Genomic DNA, 19,524 nt, shown 5'->3' with positions numbered 1-19,524 from the left:
TGGACCGCCCGGCTGCGTGGGCTTTCACGTGTCCAGGCTTGCGAGACAGGGGAGTTCGCGATGACCGGAGCAATCTCGCCCGACCGACGCCGCTTTCTGACCGCCGGTGCCGCCGTCCTCGGCGCCGCCGCCTCGGCCCAGCTCTGGCTGCCGGGCACGGCCCGCGCGGCCGAAGCCTCCCTGCCCGACGGCGTGTTCAGCCTCGGCATCGCCTCCGGCGACCCGCTGCACGACGGCATCGTGCTGTGGACCCGGCTCGCCCCCGACCCCCTGAACGGCGGAGGCATGCCCGACACCGTGGTCCCGGTGGAGTGGGAGCTCGCGGAGGACGACCGGTTCAGAAAGCCCGTGCGCCGGGGTGTCGCCCAGGCCCGGCCCGAGTACGGGCACAGCGTTCACGTGGACGTACGGGGCCTTAGCCCGGACCGCTCGTACTGGTACCGCTTCCGCGCCGGTGGGCAGATCTCGCCCACCGGCCGCACCCGCACCGCCCCGCACCCGCACAGCAGGGGCGGCTCGCTGCGCGTGGCTCTCGCCTCCTGCCAGAACTGGCAGCACGGCTATTTCACCCCGTACGCCGACATGCTGGACCAGGACCCCGACCTCGTCCTCTTCGTCGGCGACTACATCTACGAGTCCACGCCGTCGGCGACGGCCGTGCGCAGGCACGAGGGCACGGGGGAGCCGTACACCCTGGAGCAGTACCGCAACCGGTACGCGCAGTACAAGACCGATCCCGACCTCGCGGCGGTGCACGCGTCCACGCCCTGGGTGGTCACCTTCGACGACCACGAGGTCGACAACGACTGGGCCGGGGAGGTCCCGCAGGACCCCGACAAGCAGCCGCACGACGCGTTCGTGGCCCGGCTGACCGCGGCCTTCCAGGCGTACTACGAGCACATGCCGGTCCGTGCCTCCGCGATCCCGAACGGCCCCCACATCCAGATGTACCGGCGGCTGGAGTTCGGCCGCCTGGTCCGCCTGAACGTCCTGGACACCCGGCAGTTCCGCAGCGACCAGGTGACCAGCCAGGCGGCCGCCGAGAACCCGTCGCTCACCATGCTCGGCGCCGAGCAGAAGAAGTGGCTCCTGGACGGGCTGCAGGACTCCCCGGCGCGCTGGAACCTGATCGCCTCGCAGATCATGATGGCCGAGACCGATCTGCAGATCGGCGAGGGCAAGCTCTGGTACTATGACGCCTGGGACGGCTACCAGGTGGAGCGCAATGCGCTGCTGGAGGACTTCGTCGACATCCGCAACCCGGTGGTGCTCAGCGGCGACCGCCACTTCACGATGATCAGCGACCTCAGGACCGACTACGACGACCAGGAGTCCGAGGTCGTCGGCGCCGAGTTCGTCGGGACATCCATCTCCAGCAACGGCGACCAGGACCAGGCCGCCTTCCACGCCGAGTGGGACCCGCGGATGCCGGACAACCCGCACTGGAAGCTGATCGACGCCCACCGTGGCTACCACCTCTTCGACATCGACCGCGACGGCATCGACGCACAGGTGAGGGTGGTGGACACGGTCCGCCGGCCGACCGCCACGCCGAGCACACTGGCGCGGCTGAGGGTGGAATCGGGCGAACCCGGCGTGCGGCTGGTCTGACCGTCCGCGCAACTGTCGCTGCGGAATCCGAATAGGGAATTCCGGGGCAATGGACTGCTTGACCGGCTGCATTCCGGGCTCGTTCATAACGGTGCGGTCATGCATATGAAGAACGCGTGCAGCCCGACGCCGCGGGACGTGAAGAGCTCGGGCCCACGCTGGGCTGTCGAGCCAGCCACCGGGACCGTCGCCGAGATGATTGACCGCGTCGCCCATACGGGCGTACGGGCCCTCGGCGATCCGGCGCTGCCGTGCGCCGTCCCTGTGCAGTTACTCACAGCAATTCCGGCGCAGCCGACGGAGGCGGTCCCACCGTCACCAGCAGTGCAAGGTGAATGACAGATGGCGCGCACATATGCAGCGAACAGCGCTCACCTTGCACAGCGGTAACCGCAAGTGGGACCATTTCCGGGTTCCCTGTCGCCCCAAGGTAGGTCCTCTGTGTCCCAGCACATAGCCAAGCCCCGTACCACCGCAGTGATCCTGGCCGGTGGTACCGGCCAGCGTGTGGGTCTTTCGATCCCCAAGCAGCTGCTGAAGATCGCCGGCAAGGCAGTCATCGAGCACACCCTGACCACCTTCGAGAAGGCCGACTCGATCGACGACGTCATCGTGCTGATGGCGCCGGGATACGTGCCCGACATCGAGAAGATCGTCGCCAAGGCCGGGTTCAAGAAGGTCAAGAAGATCATCGAGGGCGGCTCGACCCGGAACGAGACCACCGAGCGCGCCATCGAGGCCCTCGGCGAGGGCCTGGCCGAGGGCGAGGACCTCAACGTCCTGTTCCACGATGCCGTACGCCCGCTGCTCGCGCAGCGGGTGATCGACGACTGTGTGGTCGCCCTCGAGCGCTACCAGGCCGTCGACGTCGCCATCCCGTCCGCGGACACCATCATCGTCACGCGCACGCACGGCGAGGACGGCGAGTTCATCACCGAGATCCCGGACCGCTCCCGGCTGCGCCGCGGCCAGACCCCGCAGGCCTTCAAGCTGTCCACCATCCGCAGGGCGTACGCGGTCGCGGCCGGCGACCCCAACTTCCAGGCCACGGACGACTGCTCCGTCGTACTGAAGTACCTGCCGGACGTGCCGATCCACGTCGTCGCGGGCGACGAGTACAACATGAAGGTCACCCAGCCGGTCGACGTCTTCATCGCCGACAAGCTGTTCCAGCTCGCCTCCACGGCCGCGCCCGAGCAGGTGAGCGAGCAGGCCTACCGCGAGCTGCTCACCGGCAAGACCGTCGTGATCTTCGGCGGCTCGTACGGCATCGGCAAGGACATCGCCGAACTTGCCGAGTCCTACGGCTCCAAGGTGTACGCGCTCGGCCGCTCCACCACCGGTACGCACGTGGAGAACCCGGAGGAGGTCGACGACGCGCTGTCCAAGGCGTACGCGGAGACCGGCCGCATCGACTACGTCGTCAACACCGCGGGCGTGCTGCGCATCGGCAAGCTGGCCGAGACCGACAACGCGACCATCGAGGAAGCGCTGAAGGTCAACTACCTGGCCCCGGTGCAGATCGCTCGTTCCGCGTACAAGTACCTGGCGGAGACCAAGGGCCAGCTGCTGCTGTACACCTCCAGCAGCTACACCCGCGGCCGCGCCGAGTACAGCCTCTACTCCTCGACCAAGGCCGCCATGGTGAACCTCACCCAGGCCCTTTCCGACGAGTGGGCCGGCGACGGCATCCGGGTCAACTGCATCAACCCGGAGCGCACCGCGACGCCCATGCGCACCAAGGCCTTCGGCCAGGAGCCCGCGGGTTCCCTGCTCTCCTCCGAGGCCGTGGCCCGCACCTCGCTGGACGTGCTGCTGTCCGAGCTGACCGGCCATGTCATCGACGTCCGCCAGCAGGACCCGACGGCGGGCGCGGCGAAGGCCTCCGGCTTCGAGCAGGCGCTGGCCACGGTGCTGGACCGACAGGACGGCGTGTAATAATCGACGGGAATTAGTCTTCCGTTATTCAGGCCTCTGCTTTCCGGTGTTAATGCAATGCATTGACCGGGTGTTCGCAGGGGCCTGAATCCGTACACCCGACGAATTCCCATCGAATTGCCACAAATCCTGCGCACTTCAGAACAAAACCGGCACTCCCCCTCCCAGAGCAGGTTCTCCGTGATATCCACCGCTATTCGCGTCGCCCGGGTGGGCAGCGCGGCCGAACTGGCCGCGGCGGTCCTCATGATGCTGGGCTTCCCGGCGGTCATGGTGGCCGCGCTCGCCCCGAGCATCTACGCCTTCGCGGCAGCGGCCGCCGTGACGTACCTTGCGGACCACTATCTGCACCGCAAGGGCAGCTACCTCGTCAACCGGCTCAGCAAGGTCCGCGCCGGCCTCTCGATCCGCTTCCTGATCCGAGAGCTGCTGCTGATCCTGCTGCTGGCCCGGCTGTCCCTCGCGGACAACCTGATCTACTACGGCGCGGTCGCCTGCTTCATCGCCTTCTACGGTCTCCAGGCCCCGCACGGCGCCCTGGTCACCCTGATCCGGAACCGCCGCCGGATGCCGGTCGCGACGCGCAATGTCGACCTGGCCTCGCGTATCCGCATCCCGGACGCGCCGGCGCAGGGGCTGCTGGACCGCTCGGCCGAGAAGATGCTCCACCTCGACCTCGCGGCCGTCGCGGGCATCCTGGTCGCCGCGGAGATGAGGAAGTCCCTGCCCGGCTTCATCGGCATCGGCATCACCATCGGCCTGGGCACCCTGTACGTCCTCGCGCTGGTGCCGTACATCCGGGGCAAGAAGGTCCCGCCGAACGCCGAGAAGGTGCTGGCGGCCGTCGACGACTGGCTGCGGGAGTACAAGCCGGAGACGGTCCTGTACTTCTCGGGCTCCAAGGACTCCGCGTACCAGGTCAACATGTGGCTGGAGACGATGGAGCAGCTCGACTCCAAGCCGCTGGTCATCCTGCGCGAGCGGATCATCCTGGCCAACCTGGCGCCCACCACGGCCCCCGTCATCTGCGTGCCCGGCGGTGTGCACCTGATGAACATGGACCTCAGCAACGTGCGCGTGGCGCTGTACGCGGCGAACGTCGGCAAGAACATCCACCTGCTGCGTGTCCCCACCATGAAGCACGTCTTCATCGGCCACGGCGACAGCGACAAGCTCGCCAGCGTGAACCCGTTCAGCAAGGTGTACGACGAGGTGTGGACCGCGGGCCGCGCGGGCCGCGACCGCTATGCCATAGCCGATGTCGGTGTCCGCGACGAGGACATCGTGGAGGTCGGCCGCCCGCAGCTGGCACCGATCAAGACCTGGCAGGGCGGGCCCGAGAGCGCCCGCGACTCGGCCGCCGACGGACGCTGCCCCACGGTGCTGTACGCACCGACCTGGGAGGGATGGGACGGCGACCCGGGCAACACCTCGCTCGTTCTCGCCGGCGAGAACATCGTGAAGAAGCTGGTGAAGGCCGACCCGCCGGTCCGCGTCCTCTACAAGGCGCACCCGTTCACCGGCACCGTCAGCAAGGAGGCCGACGCCGCGCACCGGCGCGTCGTCGCGCTGGTCGAGAAGGCCGCCGCCGCGCGTGCCGGCGACTCCCGCTTCACCGCCGACGCGGCCGAGCTGACGAAGGCCAGGGCCGAACTGGCCCGGATCGAGGCCCGTCTCGCCGAGCTGTCCGGCGCCGCGAACGACCGGGGCGACGAGGCCGAGGCCACCCGTGACGGCGTGGTCGACCTCGCCAAGCACGCGGAGATCGCCCGGCTGCGGACCGAGTGGAACGACGCGTACTGGCGCTCCTTCCCCGTTTGGGAGCACCGCGTCATCGCGGGCGCCGAGCCGCGCCTGTACGACTGCTTCAACGTCTCCGACGCGATGGTCTCCGACATCTCCAGCGTGGTCTCCGACTTCATCGCGAGCGGCAAGCCGTACGCGGTCACGGACTCCGCCGGACTGGGCGCCGAGGAGTTCAAGCGGCAGAACACCGCCGTGCGCGCCGCGGTGATCCTCTCCAACAGCGCCAAGGAACTGGGCGCACTGCTGGACGCGGTCCGCGACCCGGCCGCCGACGCACTGGCGGAGGACCGCAAGGAGCTGAAGGAGTACCTGCTCGGCCCGGACGAGCCGACGTCCATCCAGCAGTTCAACACCGCGGTGGCGAACCTGGCGCTCAAGGCCGACAGCCGCAACCTCGGCCAGGAGTCCCGGGCCGCCGCGGCCGGTACCCCTGGCGCGGACGAGCTGTCGGACGCACTGTCGGCGCAGCCGCCCACCGCGTGAGAAGGCCGCCGCTCATGGTGTGAAACCAGTGAGAAGGGCCCGGTTTCCGAGAAGTGATTCTCGGAAACCGGGCCCTTCTCCGTATGTTCATGTGTCCGTACCTGTCCGTTCTCCATGTGAACTGAGTCACGAAAAGCCGCTCATAGGGCAACCGCTTGCCCGGACCGACCGTCTTTCCAGGTAGCGAATGAGGCGATACGGGGGAAATTTCCCGTTGACGAGGGGGAAACAGTGACCGTGGCGCAGCCTGATGTGAGCGTCGTCATCGGGGCGTACGAAGCGATGCCGTATCTGGTCGAATGCCTGGCGTCCGTCGAGGCACAGACCATCGATCCGGGGCGCATCGAGGTCATCGCGGTCGACGACGGCTCCACCGACGGGTCGGGGGAGTACCTGGAGGAGTTCGCGGCCCGCTCGGCGATGTCGGTCACGGTGATCCGGCAGGACAACTCCGGCGGCCCCAGCGGCCCGCGCAACGTCGGCCTGGACAAGGCCGCCGGTCGCTATGTCTTCTTCCTCGACGCCGACGACCGGCTCGGTCCCGAGGCCCTGGAGCGCATGGTCGCCATGGCCGACCGCAACGGCACGGATGTGGTCCTCGGCCGCGTGGAGGGCATCAACCGCAAGCCGCCGGGGTCGATGTGGGGCAAGACCCTCGACCGCACCGACGTCTACTCCTCCAACATCATGTTCACGCTGAGCGCGCAGAAGCTGTTCCGCCGTGAGCTCCTGGAGCGGCACGGCATGCGCTTCGACGAGTCCCTGTGGACCGGCGAGGACGCCCTGTTCACGATGGAGGCCTATCTGCGGGCGAACGGCGTCTCCGTGCTCGCCGACTACACCTGCTACTACCTGGTGGGCCGCGACGACGGCAAGCACGTCACGAAGAGCGGGGGCTACACCCTGCGCTTCGACTCCGCGCGTGCCCTCATGAACCTGATCGCCGAACTCGTCCCCGCCGGGGACAGGCGCGACATGCTCCTGGTCCGCCCCTTCCTGGTCACGCTGCTGCCGCAGTTCGGCCCGAAGTACCTCACGGACAGCGAGAAGGTACGGCGGCACAAGTTCGAACTGGCGAAGCCGCTGATGGAGGAGTACTGGAGCGAGGGCGTCGCCGGCCGCCTCAAGGTCGAGGAGCGGCTGCGACTGCACCTGGTCGCCGAGCAGCGGCCCGAACTCCTCGTCCCCGTCGTGCAGTTCGTGAAGGCGAAGAAGCAGGCGGCGCCCATCCTGGAGAAGAAGGGCCGGGAGGTCTATCTCGCCTACCCGCACTTCCGGGACGCGACGGCCGCCATACCCGACTCCGTCTACCTCGCCGCACCCCGCGAGGCCCGCGCCGTCGAGGGCTACCGCGAACACTCCGTCGGCTCGGTACTGAAGCGGGCGGTACGGAAGGCGCGCCGGGTGGTGAAGGCTCGGGCGGGCGCGGGCAGGACGCGCACCTCGGGCGGGACGGCCGCGGCGGCCTGAAGGAGCGCGCGGCACATCCCGCGGAGTGGGGAGCAGGCGTTGTTGCCTGCCGGACTGCAGCGCCCGTCGGATCGACCGCCGGGCTCTTCCCGGAGCGGAAGGAGCATGCGCCTGGTACGGCGGACTTCAGGGCGATCTTTCGGTGGCGCGGCGTTCACATCAGATGTGCCGGAGCTTTGATTTCGATACGCAACCGGTGCAACCTCTTGCCGCATGCAGCGCGTGAGCAAATGGTTACGTGGAGCCTGTCCGGGGACTGGACCGGCGCGCGGGGTGCGGTCCCCTTCGCGTAGATTGCCGGGCGGGGGAGCCTGAGCGTGCGAGGGGACGGAAGAACAAGGTGGCAGGGGCAAGGCAGGCCGTGAGCGAGGCCCGCAGGATCGTCGTCAAGGTGGGTTCCTCGTCGCTGACCACCGCGTCCGGCGGTCTGGACGCCGACCGGGTCGACGCGCTCGTCGACGTCCTCGCCAAGAGCCGCAGCGGCGGGGAGAGGGAGATCGTCCTGGTCTCCTCCGGCGCCATCGCCGCGGGGCTCGCCCCGCTGGGGCTGCGCCGCCGCCCCAAGGACCTCGCGCGTCAGCAGGCCGCCGCCAGCGTCGGCCAGGGCCTGCTGGTCGCCCGCTACACCGCCTCCTTCGCCCGCTACGGCGTCCGGGTCGGCCAGGTGCTGCTCACCTCCGACGACATGAGCCGCCGCGCCCATCACCGCAACGCCTCCCGCACCCTCGACAAGCTGCTCGCGATGGGCGCGTTCCCGATCGTCAACGAGAACGACACCGTCGCCACCGACGAGATCCGTTTCGGCGACAACGACCGGCTCGCCGCCCTCGTCGCCCATCTCGTCCACGCCGACCTGCTGGTGCTGCTGTCCGACGTCGACGGCGTGTACGACGGCGATCCGAGCAAGCCGGGCACCTCGCGGATAGCCGAGGTCCGGGGGCCGGAGGATCTCGCGCACGTCGAGATCGGCAGCACGGGCAAGGCCGGCGTCGGCACCGGCGGCATGGTCACCAAGGTCGAGGCGGCCCGTATCGCGGCAGCCGCGGGCATCCCCGTCGTCCTGACCAGCGCGATCCACGCCGCCGAGGCCCTGCACGGTGGTGACACCGGTACCTACTTCCACCCCGCCGGCAAGCGCTCCGCCGACCGGCTGCTGTGGCTGCAGCACGCCTCCACCCCGCAGGGCTCCCTCACGCTGGACGACGGAGCGGTACGGGCGGTCGTCGAGCGGCGCAAGTCCCTGCTGCCGGCCGGGATCGCCGCCGTGGAGGGCGAGTTCGTCGCCGGGGACCCGGTGGAGCTGCGGGACGCCGAAGGCCGCGCGGTGGCCCGAGGCCTCGTGAACTTCGACGCCAAGGAGCTCCCCCAGCTCCTCGGCCGCTCCACCCGAGAACTGGCCCGCGAACTGGGCCCGGCCTACGAACGCGAGGTCATCCACCGGGACGACCTGGTGCTCCTGCATCCCTGACGCCTGGCGGGCCGCACGGCAGCCCCTGGGGCCTGGCTGCTGCGTCTCTGGGGCCTGGCTGCCGGGTCTCTGTCGTGTGGAACGCGGGGCGAGGCCGCCGCGTCTGTGCAATCTGCCCCTAGGGCCGGCTGCCGCGTCTCTGGGGCGCATGATCCCCCGACCTGGCTGCCGGCTCTGTGGCGTGGCACCCGTGCCGGTGCTGCTGGGCTGTAGGACGGGTGGCCCGTGGGCCGGGTTGCTGTGTCTCCGGGGCCGGGCCCCGGGGTCGGTTGATGCGTCTCTGGGCGCTGGGGTGCGTGGTCCCTGGGCCTCGCTGCTGTGTCTCTAGGAGGCCTCCGGGCCCCCGTCCCTGCGTCTCGGGTCCCCGGCCCGGCTGGTGTGTCTCCTGCGGATGACCCCCGCCCCCGGCCGGTTCATCTCCCGCGGTCGCGCGGGGCCCCGGCCGCCGTATCTCTGGGCGCAAGCCCCGGGCCCAGCCGAAAACGGGGGGAACGCCCCGCAAATCGGCCCGTCCTGAGGTGGACGTTCCGCAAAACCGCCCCACGAGCCCTTGCGGCCTGCTCAACTTTGTCTCAGGGATACATTCCGCACGTCCGCCAGTCGATCACTGCGTGAAGGAGGCCGTCGTGAGACGAGTGCGCCCTGGGGCGGCGGCGTCCCGCGACGGCGCCCCCTCCCGCGCGGCCGGCGAGGAGCGCGCCCTGACCAGCGTCGCGGCCGGCGACCGGTACGAGGAGCCGGCCGACCTGCCGCGCCTGTGGCACGTCACCCTCAGCGTCTCCGGCGAGGAGGCCCCCCTGAAGGAGGTGCGGCGCGGCCTCGAACAGCTCGCCCACGACCACCCGTTTCTGCTGACCAGCCGGTATGCGGGCGACCACGCGGAGATCCGCTACTGGGAGGAGGCCCGCGACCTGCACGACGCGGCCGCCGTCGCCCTGCGACTGTGGGGCGAGCACCGCCAGACCGCCAAGCTGCCGCCCTGGGAGATCGTCGGCCTGGAGGTCATCGACCGCGAGACCTACCACCAGCGGATAGCGGAGGGCTACGGCCCGGCGCCCGCAACACCCGTCGGCGTGCACCCCTATTGATCCGACCACGGACCGCAACCATTGATTGAGGAACCCCCGCGGCGAGCTACCACGCCCGCGAGAGCCGTGCCGGTTTAGGTGCAAAAGGGGCGTCTCGGGGTTTGGAATGCTTGCTGGACGGGCCCGCCCGGCGCACTACCCTTCCCTCATGACCACGCTTTCGCCGTACGACTCCATGTCCCCGGTCAACCGGGCCGCCTACCGCGCCAAGGCCGCCGCCGCCGACCTCGCCCCGCTGCCGCGCGCGGTCAAGGACGACGCGCTGGCCGCCATCGCGGACGCCCTGGAGGTCCGTACGAGCGAGATCGTCGAGGCCAACGCCAAGGACATCGCCAAGGCCCGCGAGGCCGGCACCAGCGAGGCCATCATCGACCGGCTGACCCTCACGCCGGAGCGGGTGCGTGCCATCGCCTCCGACGTGCGTGACGTCGTCGCGCTGCCCGACCCGGTCGGCGAGGTCGTCCGCGGCTCGACGCTCCCGAACGGCATCGACCTGCGCCAGGTCCGCGTCCCGCTGGGCGTCGTCGGCATCATCTACGAGGCCCGCCCGAACGTCACGGTCGACGCCGCCGCCCTCTGCCTGAAGTCCGGCAACGCGGTCCTGCTGCGCGGCTCGGCCTCCGCCTACGAGTCGAACACCGCCCTCGTCCGGGTCATCAGGGACGCAGTCGGCGGCGCCGGGCTGCCCGCCGACGCCGTACAGCTCGTACCCGGCGAGGGCCGCGAGAGCGTGCGCGAGCTGATGCGCGCCCGGGGCCTGGTCGACGTCCTGATCCCGCGCGGCGGCGCCTCCCTGATCCAGACCGTCGTGACGGAGTCGATCGTCCCCGTCATCGAGACCGGCACCGGCAACTGCCACGTCTACGTCGACGCGAACGCCGACCTCGACATGGCGATCGACATCCTGATCAACTCCAAGGCCCAGCGGGTCAGCGTCTGCAACGCCGCCGAGACCCTCCTGGTCCACCAGGACATCGCCCCGGAGTTCCTGCCGCGCGCCCTGGACGCCCTCGCCGAGGCCGGTGTGACCGTGCACGCCGACCCGCGGGTGCTGGCGTACGCCAAGGACTCCAAGGCGACCGTCGTCGAGGCCACGCCGGAGGACTGGGACACCGAGTACCTCTCCTACGACATCGCCGCCGCCGTCGTCGACTCCCTGGACAAGGCCGTCGAGCACATCCGGCTGTGGACCTCCGGTCACACCGAGGCGATCGTGACGACCTCGCAGCAGGCCGCCCGCCGCTTCACCCAGCTCGTCGACTCCACCACCGTCGCCGTGAACGCCTCCACCCGCTTCACCGACGGCGGTCAGTTCGGCTTCGGCGCGGAGATCGGCATCTCCACGCAGAAGCTGCACGCCCGCGGCCCGATGGGGCTGCCGGAGCTGACCAGCACGAAGTACATCGTGACCGGCGACGGACACATCCGGCGCTGATACCGCGCCCTTCCGGGCGACTGTGCCGCACGAGAGGTGTCTCACAAGGCGGATGAATTTCCATACCGTCTGCCCAAATTGACCCCCCAGGTCTACTCTGGATCCCGTGCCGGAGGACGTGGGGGGCACGCCGTTCCCTGACGGCTGGGAGCCCGACGACGACCACGACCGCGGGGTGTCGGACGAAGAGTTCGCCTCCGTGGTCTTCGACGAGGCCTTCGTACGGGCGGCCGTGGTGCACGAGCCGACCGCCGTCGAGCGCCTCCTTGCCGCCGCCCAGGCGAGAGCGGAGGCCTCCGAGGCGGAAGCGCGCCGGGCCCACGGCAGGGGCGAGCGGTACGAGGAGGGATACGAACCCTCCGGTTTCGGCCATGATCGTGAGCTCGACGACCTGGACGACACCGACATCCTGGAAGGCCGCTACGGCGCCCCGGGGTCGTACGGAAAACAGGTCCGCTGGCACCGCCCGGTCGCCTGGATGCTCGCCCTGGTGATGGGCATAGGCATGGTCGCGCTGGCCTTCACCGCGGTCTACCGTGGCGCCTCCTCCGGCAGCCGGGACCAGGGGCCGCCGCCGCCCGCCTCGACCGGCCTGGAACAGGGCAGCGCGGCCCCGCCCTCCGCCTCCGCCGACAACTCTCAGCCAGCGCTCTCGGTCATCCCGCCGACCCCCTGAGCGGCAGCCGAGCGCCGCCTTCGCGCTCACTTTCGAACCTGGTGAGAACCTGTCAGAAGTTGTCGTGTACCAGGGCGTTTACCGGGGCTTCCGGAGACCTACCCTGAATATATGGGAGGGCCTGGAGACCCACCTGAGGGGACACCCGAGGGCGCCCCCGGCGGTGGAGGAGAGGACGAATACCGATCCGTCGTCTTCGACGAGTCGTTCGTCCGCGCTGCCCGCCTCCAGGAGTTCTCCGCGCGGGAACGCATGGCCGACCACGCGCCCGCCGTGCGCCGCCGTCCGCCGCTGCACAGAGGCCTGTCCCGGCAGGCGCTGATCCTGGTCCTGCTGATAGCGGTGGCCTTCGGCACCGCCATCTACATGGGTGTACGGCACCCCTACCAGAGCGCCACCGCCCGGCAGCCCGTCGAGCCCCTGCGGATGACCGTCATACCCCTCTCCCCACAGGGCAAGGTCCCGGGCGCGGCCGATCCCGAGTACCTGTACGCGCACAGCCCCGCCGCGCAGTTCCGCGTCGGCGCCGAGGGCATACCGCTGCCCGCCGTGCGGCGCACCGCGCACTTCTCGGACAGCCAGGTGGTGGCTGCGCTGACCACAGCCAAGGACTACCTGGTCCGCTCCTCACTCGACCCCGATGTGCTCAGCAGCCAGGACGTGCGCGCCGCGCGCATCCTGCTCGACGGCAGCCAACTCGACCAGTTCGACCAGAGTTTCGAGCACCCGACGGCTGACGGCCGCCACCAGCCCACCGGGTGGCTGGTTCGCTTCGACCAGACCCGCGCCCAGCTCGCCGACGGCAGGATCCGCGTCCAGGGCACGCTGCAGGCCACCGAGACCGACTCGGCCACCCTCGAGGTCACCGCGGACCACACCTTCGTCTACGCGCTGAAGCCGACCGGCGCCGACGCCAAGGCCCAGGCCTCCCTGTTCACCGTCCGGCGCGAGCTGCACTTCCGCTTCGACCGCGACGACCTGCGTCTGCACCAGGCCCAGCTTGTCGTCTCCTACGTCCAGGCCGGCCCGCTGTCCTGCGCCGAGGACTCGACGAACCATTTCCACCCGCTGCTGGCCGGACAGACGGCCAAGGCGGGCGGCCCGGCAGGCACCGACCCCTACGCCACGGGCGGCGCCACTGCTCTCTGCGGCTCCCTGGCCCCCGGCGCGCAGCCCCACGTGTGAGCGACCGGCGGGGCGCCGCCGTCCCCGCCGAGCTGGAACGGTCGGATCAGTCCTCGTGCCGCGGCGGCGTGTCCGTGGGCGGCTCGTCCTGTGAGGGAGCCGAGCCGGTGAAGCCGTCGAACCCGCGCCGCACCCGCCCGCCGATGCCTCCGGCCCCGCCGGCGATGTCGCTGACCAGCTTCATCAGCGGGTCCTTGGAGCTCTTCACATTGCTCGCGTAGCTCGCCGCGGACTCCCGGAACGAGTCCGAGACCGAGGTGTCCTTGTCCTCGGTGCGCCGCGGGTAGTGGCCGTCCATGATCCGCTGGTAGTCCCGGGACTCGGACCACTTCTTCAGTTCGGCCGCCCGGATGGTGGTGAACGGGTGCGAGCGCGGCAGCAGGTTCAGGATCTTCAGCACGGAGTCGCGCAGGTCGCCGCTCTCCTCGTACTCCTCGGCCTGCTTGAGGAACGCGTCCACGTTCATCTCGTGCAGATGGTTGCCGCCCGCGATCTTCATCAGGCCGCGCATCGAGGCATGCAGATCCTGCCCGGCGAGCAGTCCCGCCCGGTCCGCGGACAGCTCCGACTTGCGGAACCACTCGCGCAGCGCAGTCACGATCGCCATGATCGCGATGGTGCCCAGCGGGATCCAGGCGATCCGGACCGCCAGCTGGGTCAGGAACAGCAGGATCGTGCGGTACACCGCGTGCCCGGACAGGGCGTGGCCCACCTCGTGGCCGATGACCGCGCGCATCTCCTCCTCGTCGAGCAGCTCGACGAGCCCGGTGGTGACGACGATGATCGGCTGGTCCAGGCCGATGCACATGGCGTTCGGCTGCGGGTCCTGGTGGACGTACATCGGCGGGACCTTCTCCAGGTCCAGGATGTAACAGGCGTCCCGCAGCATGTCGTTGAGGTGCGCGAACTGCTGGTCCGAGACGCGCACCGAGTCGGACAGGAACAGCAGCCTGAGGCTGCGCTCGGGCAGCAGCCCGCTGAGGGCCTTGAACACCGTGTCGAAGCCGCTCAGCTTGCGCAGCGCCACCAGTGCGGAGCGGTCCGCGGGGTGCTCGTACGCACGGGAGGAGATCCCCGGGAAGCGCCTGCGCTGCCTGCTCGGTACGTTCTCGTGTCCGTTGTGCTCGTGGCCGTCGTCGGACATGTGCTCCCCCATGTGCGTGTAGTGGCCCTTTGCGGACCCTTGTGCGGCCCTTTGCGCCCCCGAAGCAAGCCCCAGCCTAGGCGGAGTTACCGTGGACGGGCACTACACCGAAGGAGTCCGTCAGTCATGGAGCACACCCCCGCAGCCGCCTGGCTCGCAGAGGCCGCGAGCGCCGCCCCACACCAAGGGCCGGGGAATCTGCTCCGGGTCGTACTGATCGTGATGATGGTGGGTTGTGCGCTGACCGGGTGGTTCCTGCTGCGGGGCTACAAGCAGAAGGACGACTGACGACCGCGCCGGGTTCCCCGACAGCGGAGTCGGGGTGATCGCCCGGGAGGCGCCCGCATACGATGGGCCGACATCTTTATCCCGCCCACACCGATAGGTCCTGTCGAGATGAGCTTCCACAGCACCGCCGCCCAGTTGGCCACCCTTGCCGCCGAGGGCGAGGGCGGCGGCAACCACGAGAGCCTCAGCCCCTACGTCACCGGTGGCAGCGCGCTGTTCATCCTGCTGCTCCTGCTGTGGATCACCACCCGTTTCAACCGCGACCGCTGAGGCAGCCGGTGCCCATACCGGGGCACTCCGGGCATCCTCGGGCCGGTGCCCTCAGGCCGGGCCGGTAGGGTCTGCACGCATGGGAGAGCAGGACATGCCTACCGGTCCGGCGAAGGACGCGACGATCGGCACGGAACCCCGCGCGACGAGCGGCCCCGGCAACGGGCCGTCGAACCCGGGCAAGCGCCGCCTCGGCGTCATGGGCGGAACGTTCGACCCGGTCCACCACGGGCACCTCGTGGCGGCCAGTGAGGTCGCCGCGCAGTTCCACCTGGACGAGGTGGTGTTCGTCCCGACCGGACAGCCGTGGCAGAAGACCCACCGCCATGTCTCCCCGGCCGAGGACCGCTATCTGATGACGGTCATCGCGACCGCCGAGAACCCGCAGTTCTCGGTGAGCCGTATCGACATCGACCGCGGCGGCCCCACCTACACGGTCGACACCCTGCGCGACCTGCGCGCGCTCAACCCCGACACGGACCTGTTCTTCATCACCGGCGCCGACGCCCTCGCCCAGCTGCTGACCTGGCGGGACACCGCGGAGCTGTTCTCCCTCGCGCACTTCATCGGGTGCACCCGGCCCGGCCACCACCTGACCGACCACGGTCTCCCGGAGGGCGGTGTCTCTCTCGTGGAGGTTCCCGCGCTGGCCATCTCCTCCACCGACTGCCGTGCGAGAGTCGCCAAGGGAGACCCCATCTGGTACATGGTGCCGGACGGAGTCGTGCGCTACATCGACAAGCGCGAGCTGTACCGCGGCGAGTGAGCCGAGAGGGGCACCGGTGAACGACCGATACGACGCGGGCTACGGCGGCGACCACGAGGACCAGTACGAACTCGTCGGCTACGACGAGTACGGCCGGCCCGTCTACCGGCAGACCGCACCGGGGCAGGCGGCCCCCCAGCAGCCGTACGACCCGTACGGGCAGCAGCAGGGCTACGGGTACGACCCGTACGCCACCGGCCGCCAGCAGCCGGTCCCGCAGCAGTACGACCCCTACGGCACCGGCCAGCAGCCACCTGTGCCCTCCTACGACCCCTACGGCACCGGTTCGCACCACAGCGGCGCGCCCGGGGCACCGTACGACCCCTACGGGCAGGCCGCGGCGAGCGGTCAGCAGCCCCGTGTCGTCGCCGAGCAGACCGCCTACATCCCGCAGCAGGCCGGCCCGGCGGAGCCCGCCCCGAGCGAGAAGGCCCCGCCCCGGCCCGACCGGGACCACCACACCGAGCAGTTCGCCTTCGTCGAGGACCCGGACGCCGAGTCCGAAGACGTCATCGACTGGCTGAACTTCACCGAGAACCGCACCGAGCGCCGCGAGGAGGCCAAGCGCCGCGCCCGCAGCCGCATGATCGCCCTCGTCGTCGTCCTGGCCCTGGTCGCGGTCGGCGGCGTCGGCTACCTCTGGTACGCCGGGAAGCTGCCGGGCCTGTCGTCGCCCGCCTCCAAGAAGGGCGGCACCACGACGGCCGCGGGGGCCCAGAACCGCGACGTGATCGTCGTCCACCTGCACAACACCAAGAAGGGCGGCACCTCCACGGCGCTGCTCGTCGACAACACCACCACCAAGCAGGGCACCACCGTCCTGCTGCCCAACTCCCTTGCCCTGACCGACGACGACGGCAACACCTCCACCCTCGCCAAGTCGGTCGAGGACGACGGCTCCTCCGGCACCCGCGACGCCCTCGACACGGCCCTCGGCACCAACATCGAGGGCACCTGGCGGCTGGACACCCCCTACCTGCAGAACCTCGTCGACCTCGTCGGCAACATCGACCTCGACACCAACGCCGACGTACCCGACCCGGACGCCACGAAGAAGGGCGGCGCGCCCCTCGTCCACCAGGGCAAGGACCAGACGCTCAGCGGCAAGATGGCCGTCGCCTACGCCACCTACCGCGCCTCCGGCGAGGCCCAGAACGCCCAGCTGGAGCGGTTCGGCCAGGTCATGCAGGCCACGCTGCGCAAGCTGTCCTCCGATCCGACGCAGGCGACCACCACCGTGCAGACGCTGGCGCAGATCCTGGACCCCTCCCTGACCGACAAGGACCTCGGCACCTTCCTCGCCAAGCTCGCCGACCTCGCCAAGGGCGGCGACTACAAGACCGCCCTGCTGCCCGTCCAGAACGACGGCACGCTGAGCGAGCAGGCGAGCGCCAGTGTGGTCAAGGACGTCCTCGGCGGCACCGCGAAGAGCCCCGACCAGGGCTCCGGGGTCCGGGTCTCCGTGCAGAACGCCAGCGGTGTGAAGGACAACACAAACAAGGCCCGCGTGGTCCTCCTCAACGGCGGCTTCACCTTCCTGGAGGGCGGCACCGCACCGGCCCCCTCGGCCACGTCAAAGGTCGTCTACACCGACGCCGCCGACAAGGAGAACGCCGCCGAGGTCGCGAAGACCCTGGGCCTGCCCGCCACCTCGGTCGGCAAGGGCCAGGCCACCGGCAACGCGAACGTCTCGGTGATCCTCGGCCGGGACTACAAGCCGTAGTCGTCCTGGCCGGCCGGAGCCGCCCCCACCTGATCCCTTAATCACGTGGGGTGCTGTCGGCGGTCCGTGAGACCCTTGGTGTCAAGTGACCGCCGACCGGAAAGCCACGTAGTGACCGCCACTGACCGCTCTCTCGAGCTCATCACCGCCGCCGCCCAGGCGGCCGCCGACAAGCTCGCGCACGACATCATCGCCTACGACGTCAGCGACGTCCTGTCGATCACGGACGCCTTCCTGCTGGCCTCCGCACCCAACGACCGCCAGGTCAAGTCGATCGTCGACGAGATCGAGGAGCGGCTCCAGAAGGAGCTCGGCGCCAAGCCGGTGCGCCGCGAGGGCGACCGCGAGGCCCGCTGGGTCCTGCTCGACTACGTCGACATCGTCGTCCACGTCCAGCACAGCGAGGAGCGTGTCTTCTACGCCCTGGAGCGGCTGTGGAAGGACTGCCCCGAGCTGGAGCTGCCCGCCGACGCGAAGGCCACCCGTGGCAAGGCCGAGGAGCACGCCAAGCTGCGGGCTGCCGAGGAGGCGGCCGACCTGGGCGGTGAGTGGTGATGAGCGCCACCGGTGAGGTGTCCGCGGGCCGGGCGGGTCGCGGCCGCCGCGTCATCCTGTGGCGCCACGGCCAGACCTCCTGGAACGTGGAGCGCCGCTTCCAGGGCAGCACGGACGTCGCACTCACCGAGGCGGGCCTCGCCCAGGCCCGCCGCGCCGCCCGGCTGCTCGTCTCCCTCAAGCCCGACGCGATCGTCGCCTCCGACCTCCAGCGCGCCGCGCACACCGCGGCCGAGCTGGCCGCGCTCACCGGCCTGGACGTCATTCACGACGAGGGCCTGCGCGAGACCTACGCGGGCGTCTGGCAGGGGCTGACGCACGAGGAGATCATCGAGCGGTACGGCGAGGAGTACGCCGCGTGGAAGCGCGGTGAGCCGGTCCGCCGCGGCGGCGGCGAACTGGAGACCGAGGTGGCCGAGCGCGCCGCCCCCGTGGTGCTGCGGCACGCCGAGAAGCTCCCCGACGACGGCACGCTCGTCGTGGTCAGCCACGGCGGGACGATCCGCACCACCATCGGACGCCTCCTGGGCCTGGAGGCCCGCCACTGGGAGAGCCTGGGCGGTCTGTCCAACTGCTGCTGGTCCGTCCTGGGCGAGGGCGCCCGCGGCTGGCGCCTGCTGGAGCACAACGCCGGCACGCTCCCGGAGCCGGTGCTCGGCGACGACGACTGACGCCCGGCGGTCCGCACACCCGGATTTCACTTTCCGGCAGGTCGCAGGCTAGAGTTCTACTCGTTCGCCCCGCCAAGCGGGGGCGGCACGAGGGGCTATAGCTCAGTTGGTAGAGCGCCTGCATGGCATGCAGGAGGTCAGGAGTTCAATTCTCCTTAGCTCCACAGATCGCTCGACGAAGATCCCGTCCCCGCAAGGGGCGGGATTTTTCGTGTTCCGGCAGCGGCTTGAGTCACTTCGGCCCTGCAGGCGTATACCTCTGCGAAGGCGCCGTGTCCGGACTGGTACTGAGGCGTCGCTGACCGTATTGGTCCGGCCGTGGCAGAATCAAACGGCCGGAAGGGAGCGCGGCCCGACGGGAGGGAGCAGTGATGCCTGCGAGCATCCTCGAGGAGGTCGGCCACCTCCTCGAAGCGGCGTCGACACGGGACACGGTCACCCGTCTGAGCTGCCCTTCCTGCGGTTCCGTCCATGTCGCCCAAGTCCTCGGTGACAACGGCGGAATCTCCTACGTGTGCACGGCCTGCGGCCACAGCTGGAGCTGATCGATGGGTGCACACAGGCGAAAGTGCGACTGGTGCGGCAGCGGTACGCCGATCGTCCGCGACATGGAGCCGGTCAACCCCGACTACCAGTACTGGTGCGAGGAATGCGCGCGGGCGCTGATCATAAAGGGCGACCCGATCGAGACGTACCGTGAGCTGGAGGGCGAGCCGATCTACGGCCGCCTGCTGGAGGAGCACTGCACGCTCAAGCGGTTCTACTCCTTCGTCACCGCTTGACGCCGTCGGCCCTGCCCGGGGCCGACGGAAACGATTTGGTGTTCCACCCGGTGGACCGTGTAATGTTGGCGTCGCCGCCGGGGGAAACCCCGGAGGACCAAGCAAGGGGCTATAGCTCAGTTGGTAGAGCGCCTGCATGGCATGCAGGAGGTCAGGAGTTCAATT

Annotated in this window: 18 protein-coding genes and 1 tRNA gene; 18 read left to right on the top strand and 1 reads right to left on the bottom strand. The window is 69.9% G+C overall.

The features are described 5' to 3' along the window. The first annotated feature begins 60 nt into the window (after positions 1 to 60). From AB0N07_RS29640 to AB0N07_RS29600, 9 genes are all read left to right on the top strand, one after another. Complete coding sequence (locus AB0N07_RS29640; protein ID WP_365840213.1) at positions 61 to 1,611, top strand: alkaline phosphatase D family protein; 1,551 nt, start codon at positions 61 to 63, stop codon at positions 1,609 to 1,611. Between the two features lie 441 nt (positions 1,612 to 2,052). Further along, complete coding sequence (locus tag AB0N07_RS29635) at positions 2,053 to 3,549, top strand: bifunctional cytidylyltransferase/SDR family oxidoreductase (protein ID WP_365840211.1); 1,497 nt, start codon at positions 2,053 to 2,055, stop codon at positions 3,547 to 3,549. A 180-nt stretch (positions 3,550 to 3,729) separates the two neighbouring features. After that, on the top strand, positions 3,730 to 5,838 hold the full coding sequence (locus AB0N07_RS29630; protein WP_365840209.1) for a hypothetical protein: 2,109 nt from the start codon (positions 3,730 to 3,732) through the stop codon (positions 5,836 to 5,838). A 231-nt stretch (positions 5,839 to 6,069) separates the two neighbouring features. Then, the gene (locus AB0N07_RS29625) at positions 6,070 to 7,308 is read left to right on the top strand and encodes a glycosyltransferase family 2 protein (protein WP_365840207.1); all 1,239 of its coding nucleotides are present in this window, start codon (positions 6,070 to 6,072) and stop codon (positions 7,306 to 7,308) included. Positions 7,309 to 7,669: 361 nt separating this feature from the next. After that, positions 7,670 to 8,776, top strand: a complete 1,107-nt coding sequence (gene proB / locus AB0N07_RS29620) for a glutamate 5-kinase (RefSeq protein ID WP_365840265.1) — start codon at positions 7,670 to 7,672, stop codon at positions 8,774 to 8,776. Positions 8,777 to 9,411: 635 nt separating this feature from the next. Then, positions 9,412 to 9,864: a hypothetical protein gene (locus AB0N07_RS29615; protein ID WP_365840263.1), complete on the top strand. Its 453-nt coding sequence runs from the start codon at positions 9,412 to 9,414 to the stop codon at positions 9,862 to 9,864. A 148-nt stretch (positions 9,865 to 10,012) separates the two neighbouring features. After that, entirely contained in the window at positions 10,013 to 11,299 is a 1,287-nt protein-coding gene (locus AB0N07_RS29610; RefSeq protein ID WP_365840205.1) for a glutamate-5-semialdehyde dehydrogenase, read from the top strand. 106 nt (positions 11,300 to 11,405) lie between these two features. Then, positions 11,406 to 11,975 (top strand): hypothetical protein, encoded by a 570-nt coding sequence (locus tag AB0N07_RS29605; RefSeq protein WP_365840203.1) that lies wholly within the window; start codon positions 11,406 to 11,408, stop codon positions 11,973 to 11,975. Between the two features lie 111 nt (positions 11,976 to 12,086). Then, positions 12,087 to 13,160: a hypothetical protein gene (locus AB0N07_RS29600; RefSeq protein ID WP_365840201.1), complete on the top strand. Its 1,074-nt coding sequence runs from the start codon at positions 12,087 to 12,089 to the stop codon at positions 13,158 to 13,160. A 46-nt stretch (positions 13,161 to 13,206) separates the two neighbouring features. Here the strand turns inward: AB0N07_RS29600 and AB0N07_RS29595 are convergent, their stop codons facing one another. Next, positions 13,207 to 14,304: a M48 family metallopeptidase gene (locus AB0N07_RS29595; RefSeq protein WP_365840199.1), complete on the bottom strand. Its 1,098-nt coding sequence runs from the start codon at positions 14,302 to 14,304 to the stop codon at positions 13,207 to 13,209. 126 nt (positions 14,305 to 14,430) lie between these two features. Here AB0N07_RS29595 and AB0N07_RS29590 point away from each other — a divergent pair, with 126 nt between their 5' ends. The 9 genes from AB0N07_RS29590 (at position 14,431) to AB0N07_RS29550 (ending at position 19,359) form a co-directional block, all read left to right on the top strand. Continuing rightward, entirely contained in the window at positions 14,431 to 14,592 is a 162-nt protein-coding gene (locus AB0N07_RS29590; RefSeq protein ID WP_344402465.1) for a hypothetical protein, read from the top strand. A 108-nt stretch (positions 14,593 to 14,700) separates the two neighbouring features. Next, positions 14,701 to 14,862, top strand: coding sequence for a hypothetical protein (locus AB0N07_RS29585; RefSeq protein ID WP_232646258.1), 162 nt, complete (start codon positions 14,701 to 14,703; stop codon positions 14,860 to 14,862). Positions 14,863 to 14,941: 79 nt separating this feature from the next. After that, positions 14,942 to 15,628 (top strand): nicotinate-nucleotide adenylyltransferase, encoded by a 687-nt coding sequence (nadD, locus tag AB0N07_RS29580; RefSeq protein WP_365840196.1) that lies wholly within the window; start codon positions 14,942 to 14,944, stop codon positions 15,626 to 15,628. A 16-nt stretch (positions 15,629 to 15,644) separates the two neighbouring features. Further along, positions 15,645 to 17,351: a LytR C-terminal domain-containing protein gene (locus AB0N07_RS29575; protein WP_365840194.1), complete on the top strand. Its 1,707-nt coding sequence runs from the start codon at positions 15,645 to 15,647 to the stop codon at positions 17,349 to 17,351. Positions 17,352 to 17,462: 111 nt separating this feature from the next. After that, positions 17,463 to 17,906 (top strand): ribosome silencing factor, encoded by a 444-nt coding sequence (gene rsfS / locus AB0N07_RS29570; RefSeq protein WP_365840192.1) that lies wholly within the window; start codon positions 17,463 to 17,465, stop codon positions 17,904 to 17,906. Beyond that, positions 17,906 to 18,577 (top strand): histidine phosphatase family protein, encoded by a 672-nt coding sequence (locus AB0N07_RS29565; protein WP_365840190.1) that lies wholly within the window; start codon positions 17,906 to 17,908, stop codon positions 18,575 to 18,577. The genes rsfS and AB0N07_RS29565 overlap by 1 nt, the downstream gene beginning before the upstream one ends. 91 nt (positions 18,578 to 18,668) lie before the next feature. Next, positions 18,669 to 18,741: transfer RNA gene (locus tag AB0N07_RS29560), tRNA-Ala, on the top strand. A gap of 207 nt (positions 18,742 to 18,948) precedes the next feature. Beyond that, positions 18,949 to 19,122, top strand: coding sequence for a hypothetical protein (locus AB0N07_RS29555; protein ID WP_107057459.1), 174 nt, complete (start codon positions 18,949 to 18,951; stop codon positions 19,120 to 19,122). A gap of 3 nt (positions 19,123 to 19,125) precedes the next feature. Beyond that, positions 19,126 to 19,359 (top strand): hypothetical protein, encoded by a 234-nt coding sequence (locus AB0N07_RS29550; protein ID WP_003976229.1) that lies wholly within the window; start codon positions 19,126 to 19,128, stop codon positions 19,357 to 19,359. Positions 19,360 to 19,524: the final 165 nt, after the last annotated feature.

Origin of the sequence: Streptomyces sp. NPDC051172, from assembly GCF_040682555.1 — a bacterium.
In the GTDB taxonomy this organism is placed as follows: domain Bacteria; phylum Actinomycetota; class Actinomycetes; order Streptomycetales; family Streptomycetaceae; genus Streptomyces.
The sequence above is the reverse complement of the archived record's forward strand: the minus strand, read 5'-3'. Positions and strand labels throughout refer to the sequence as shown.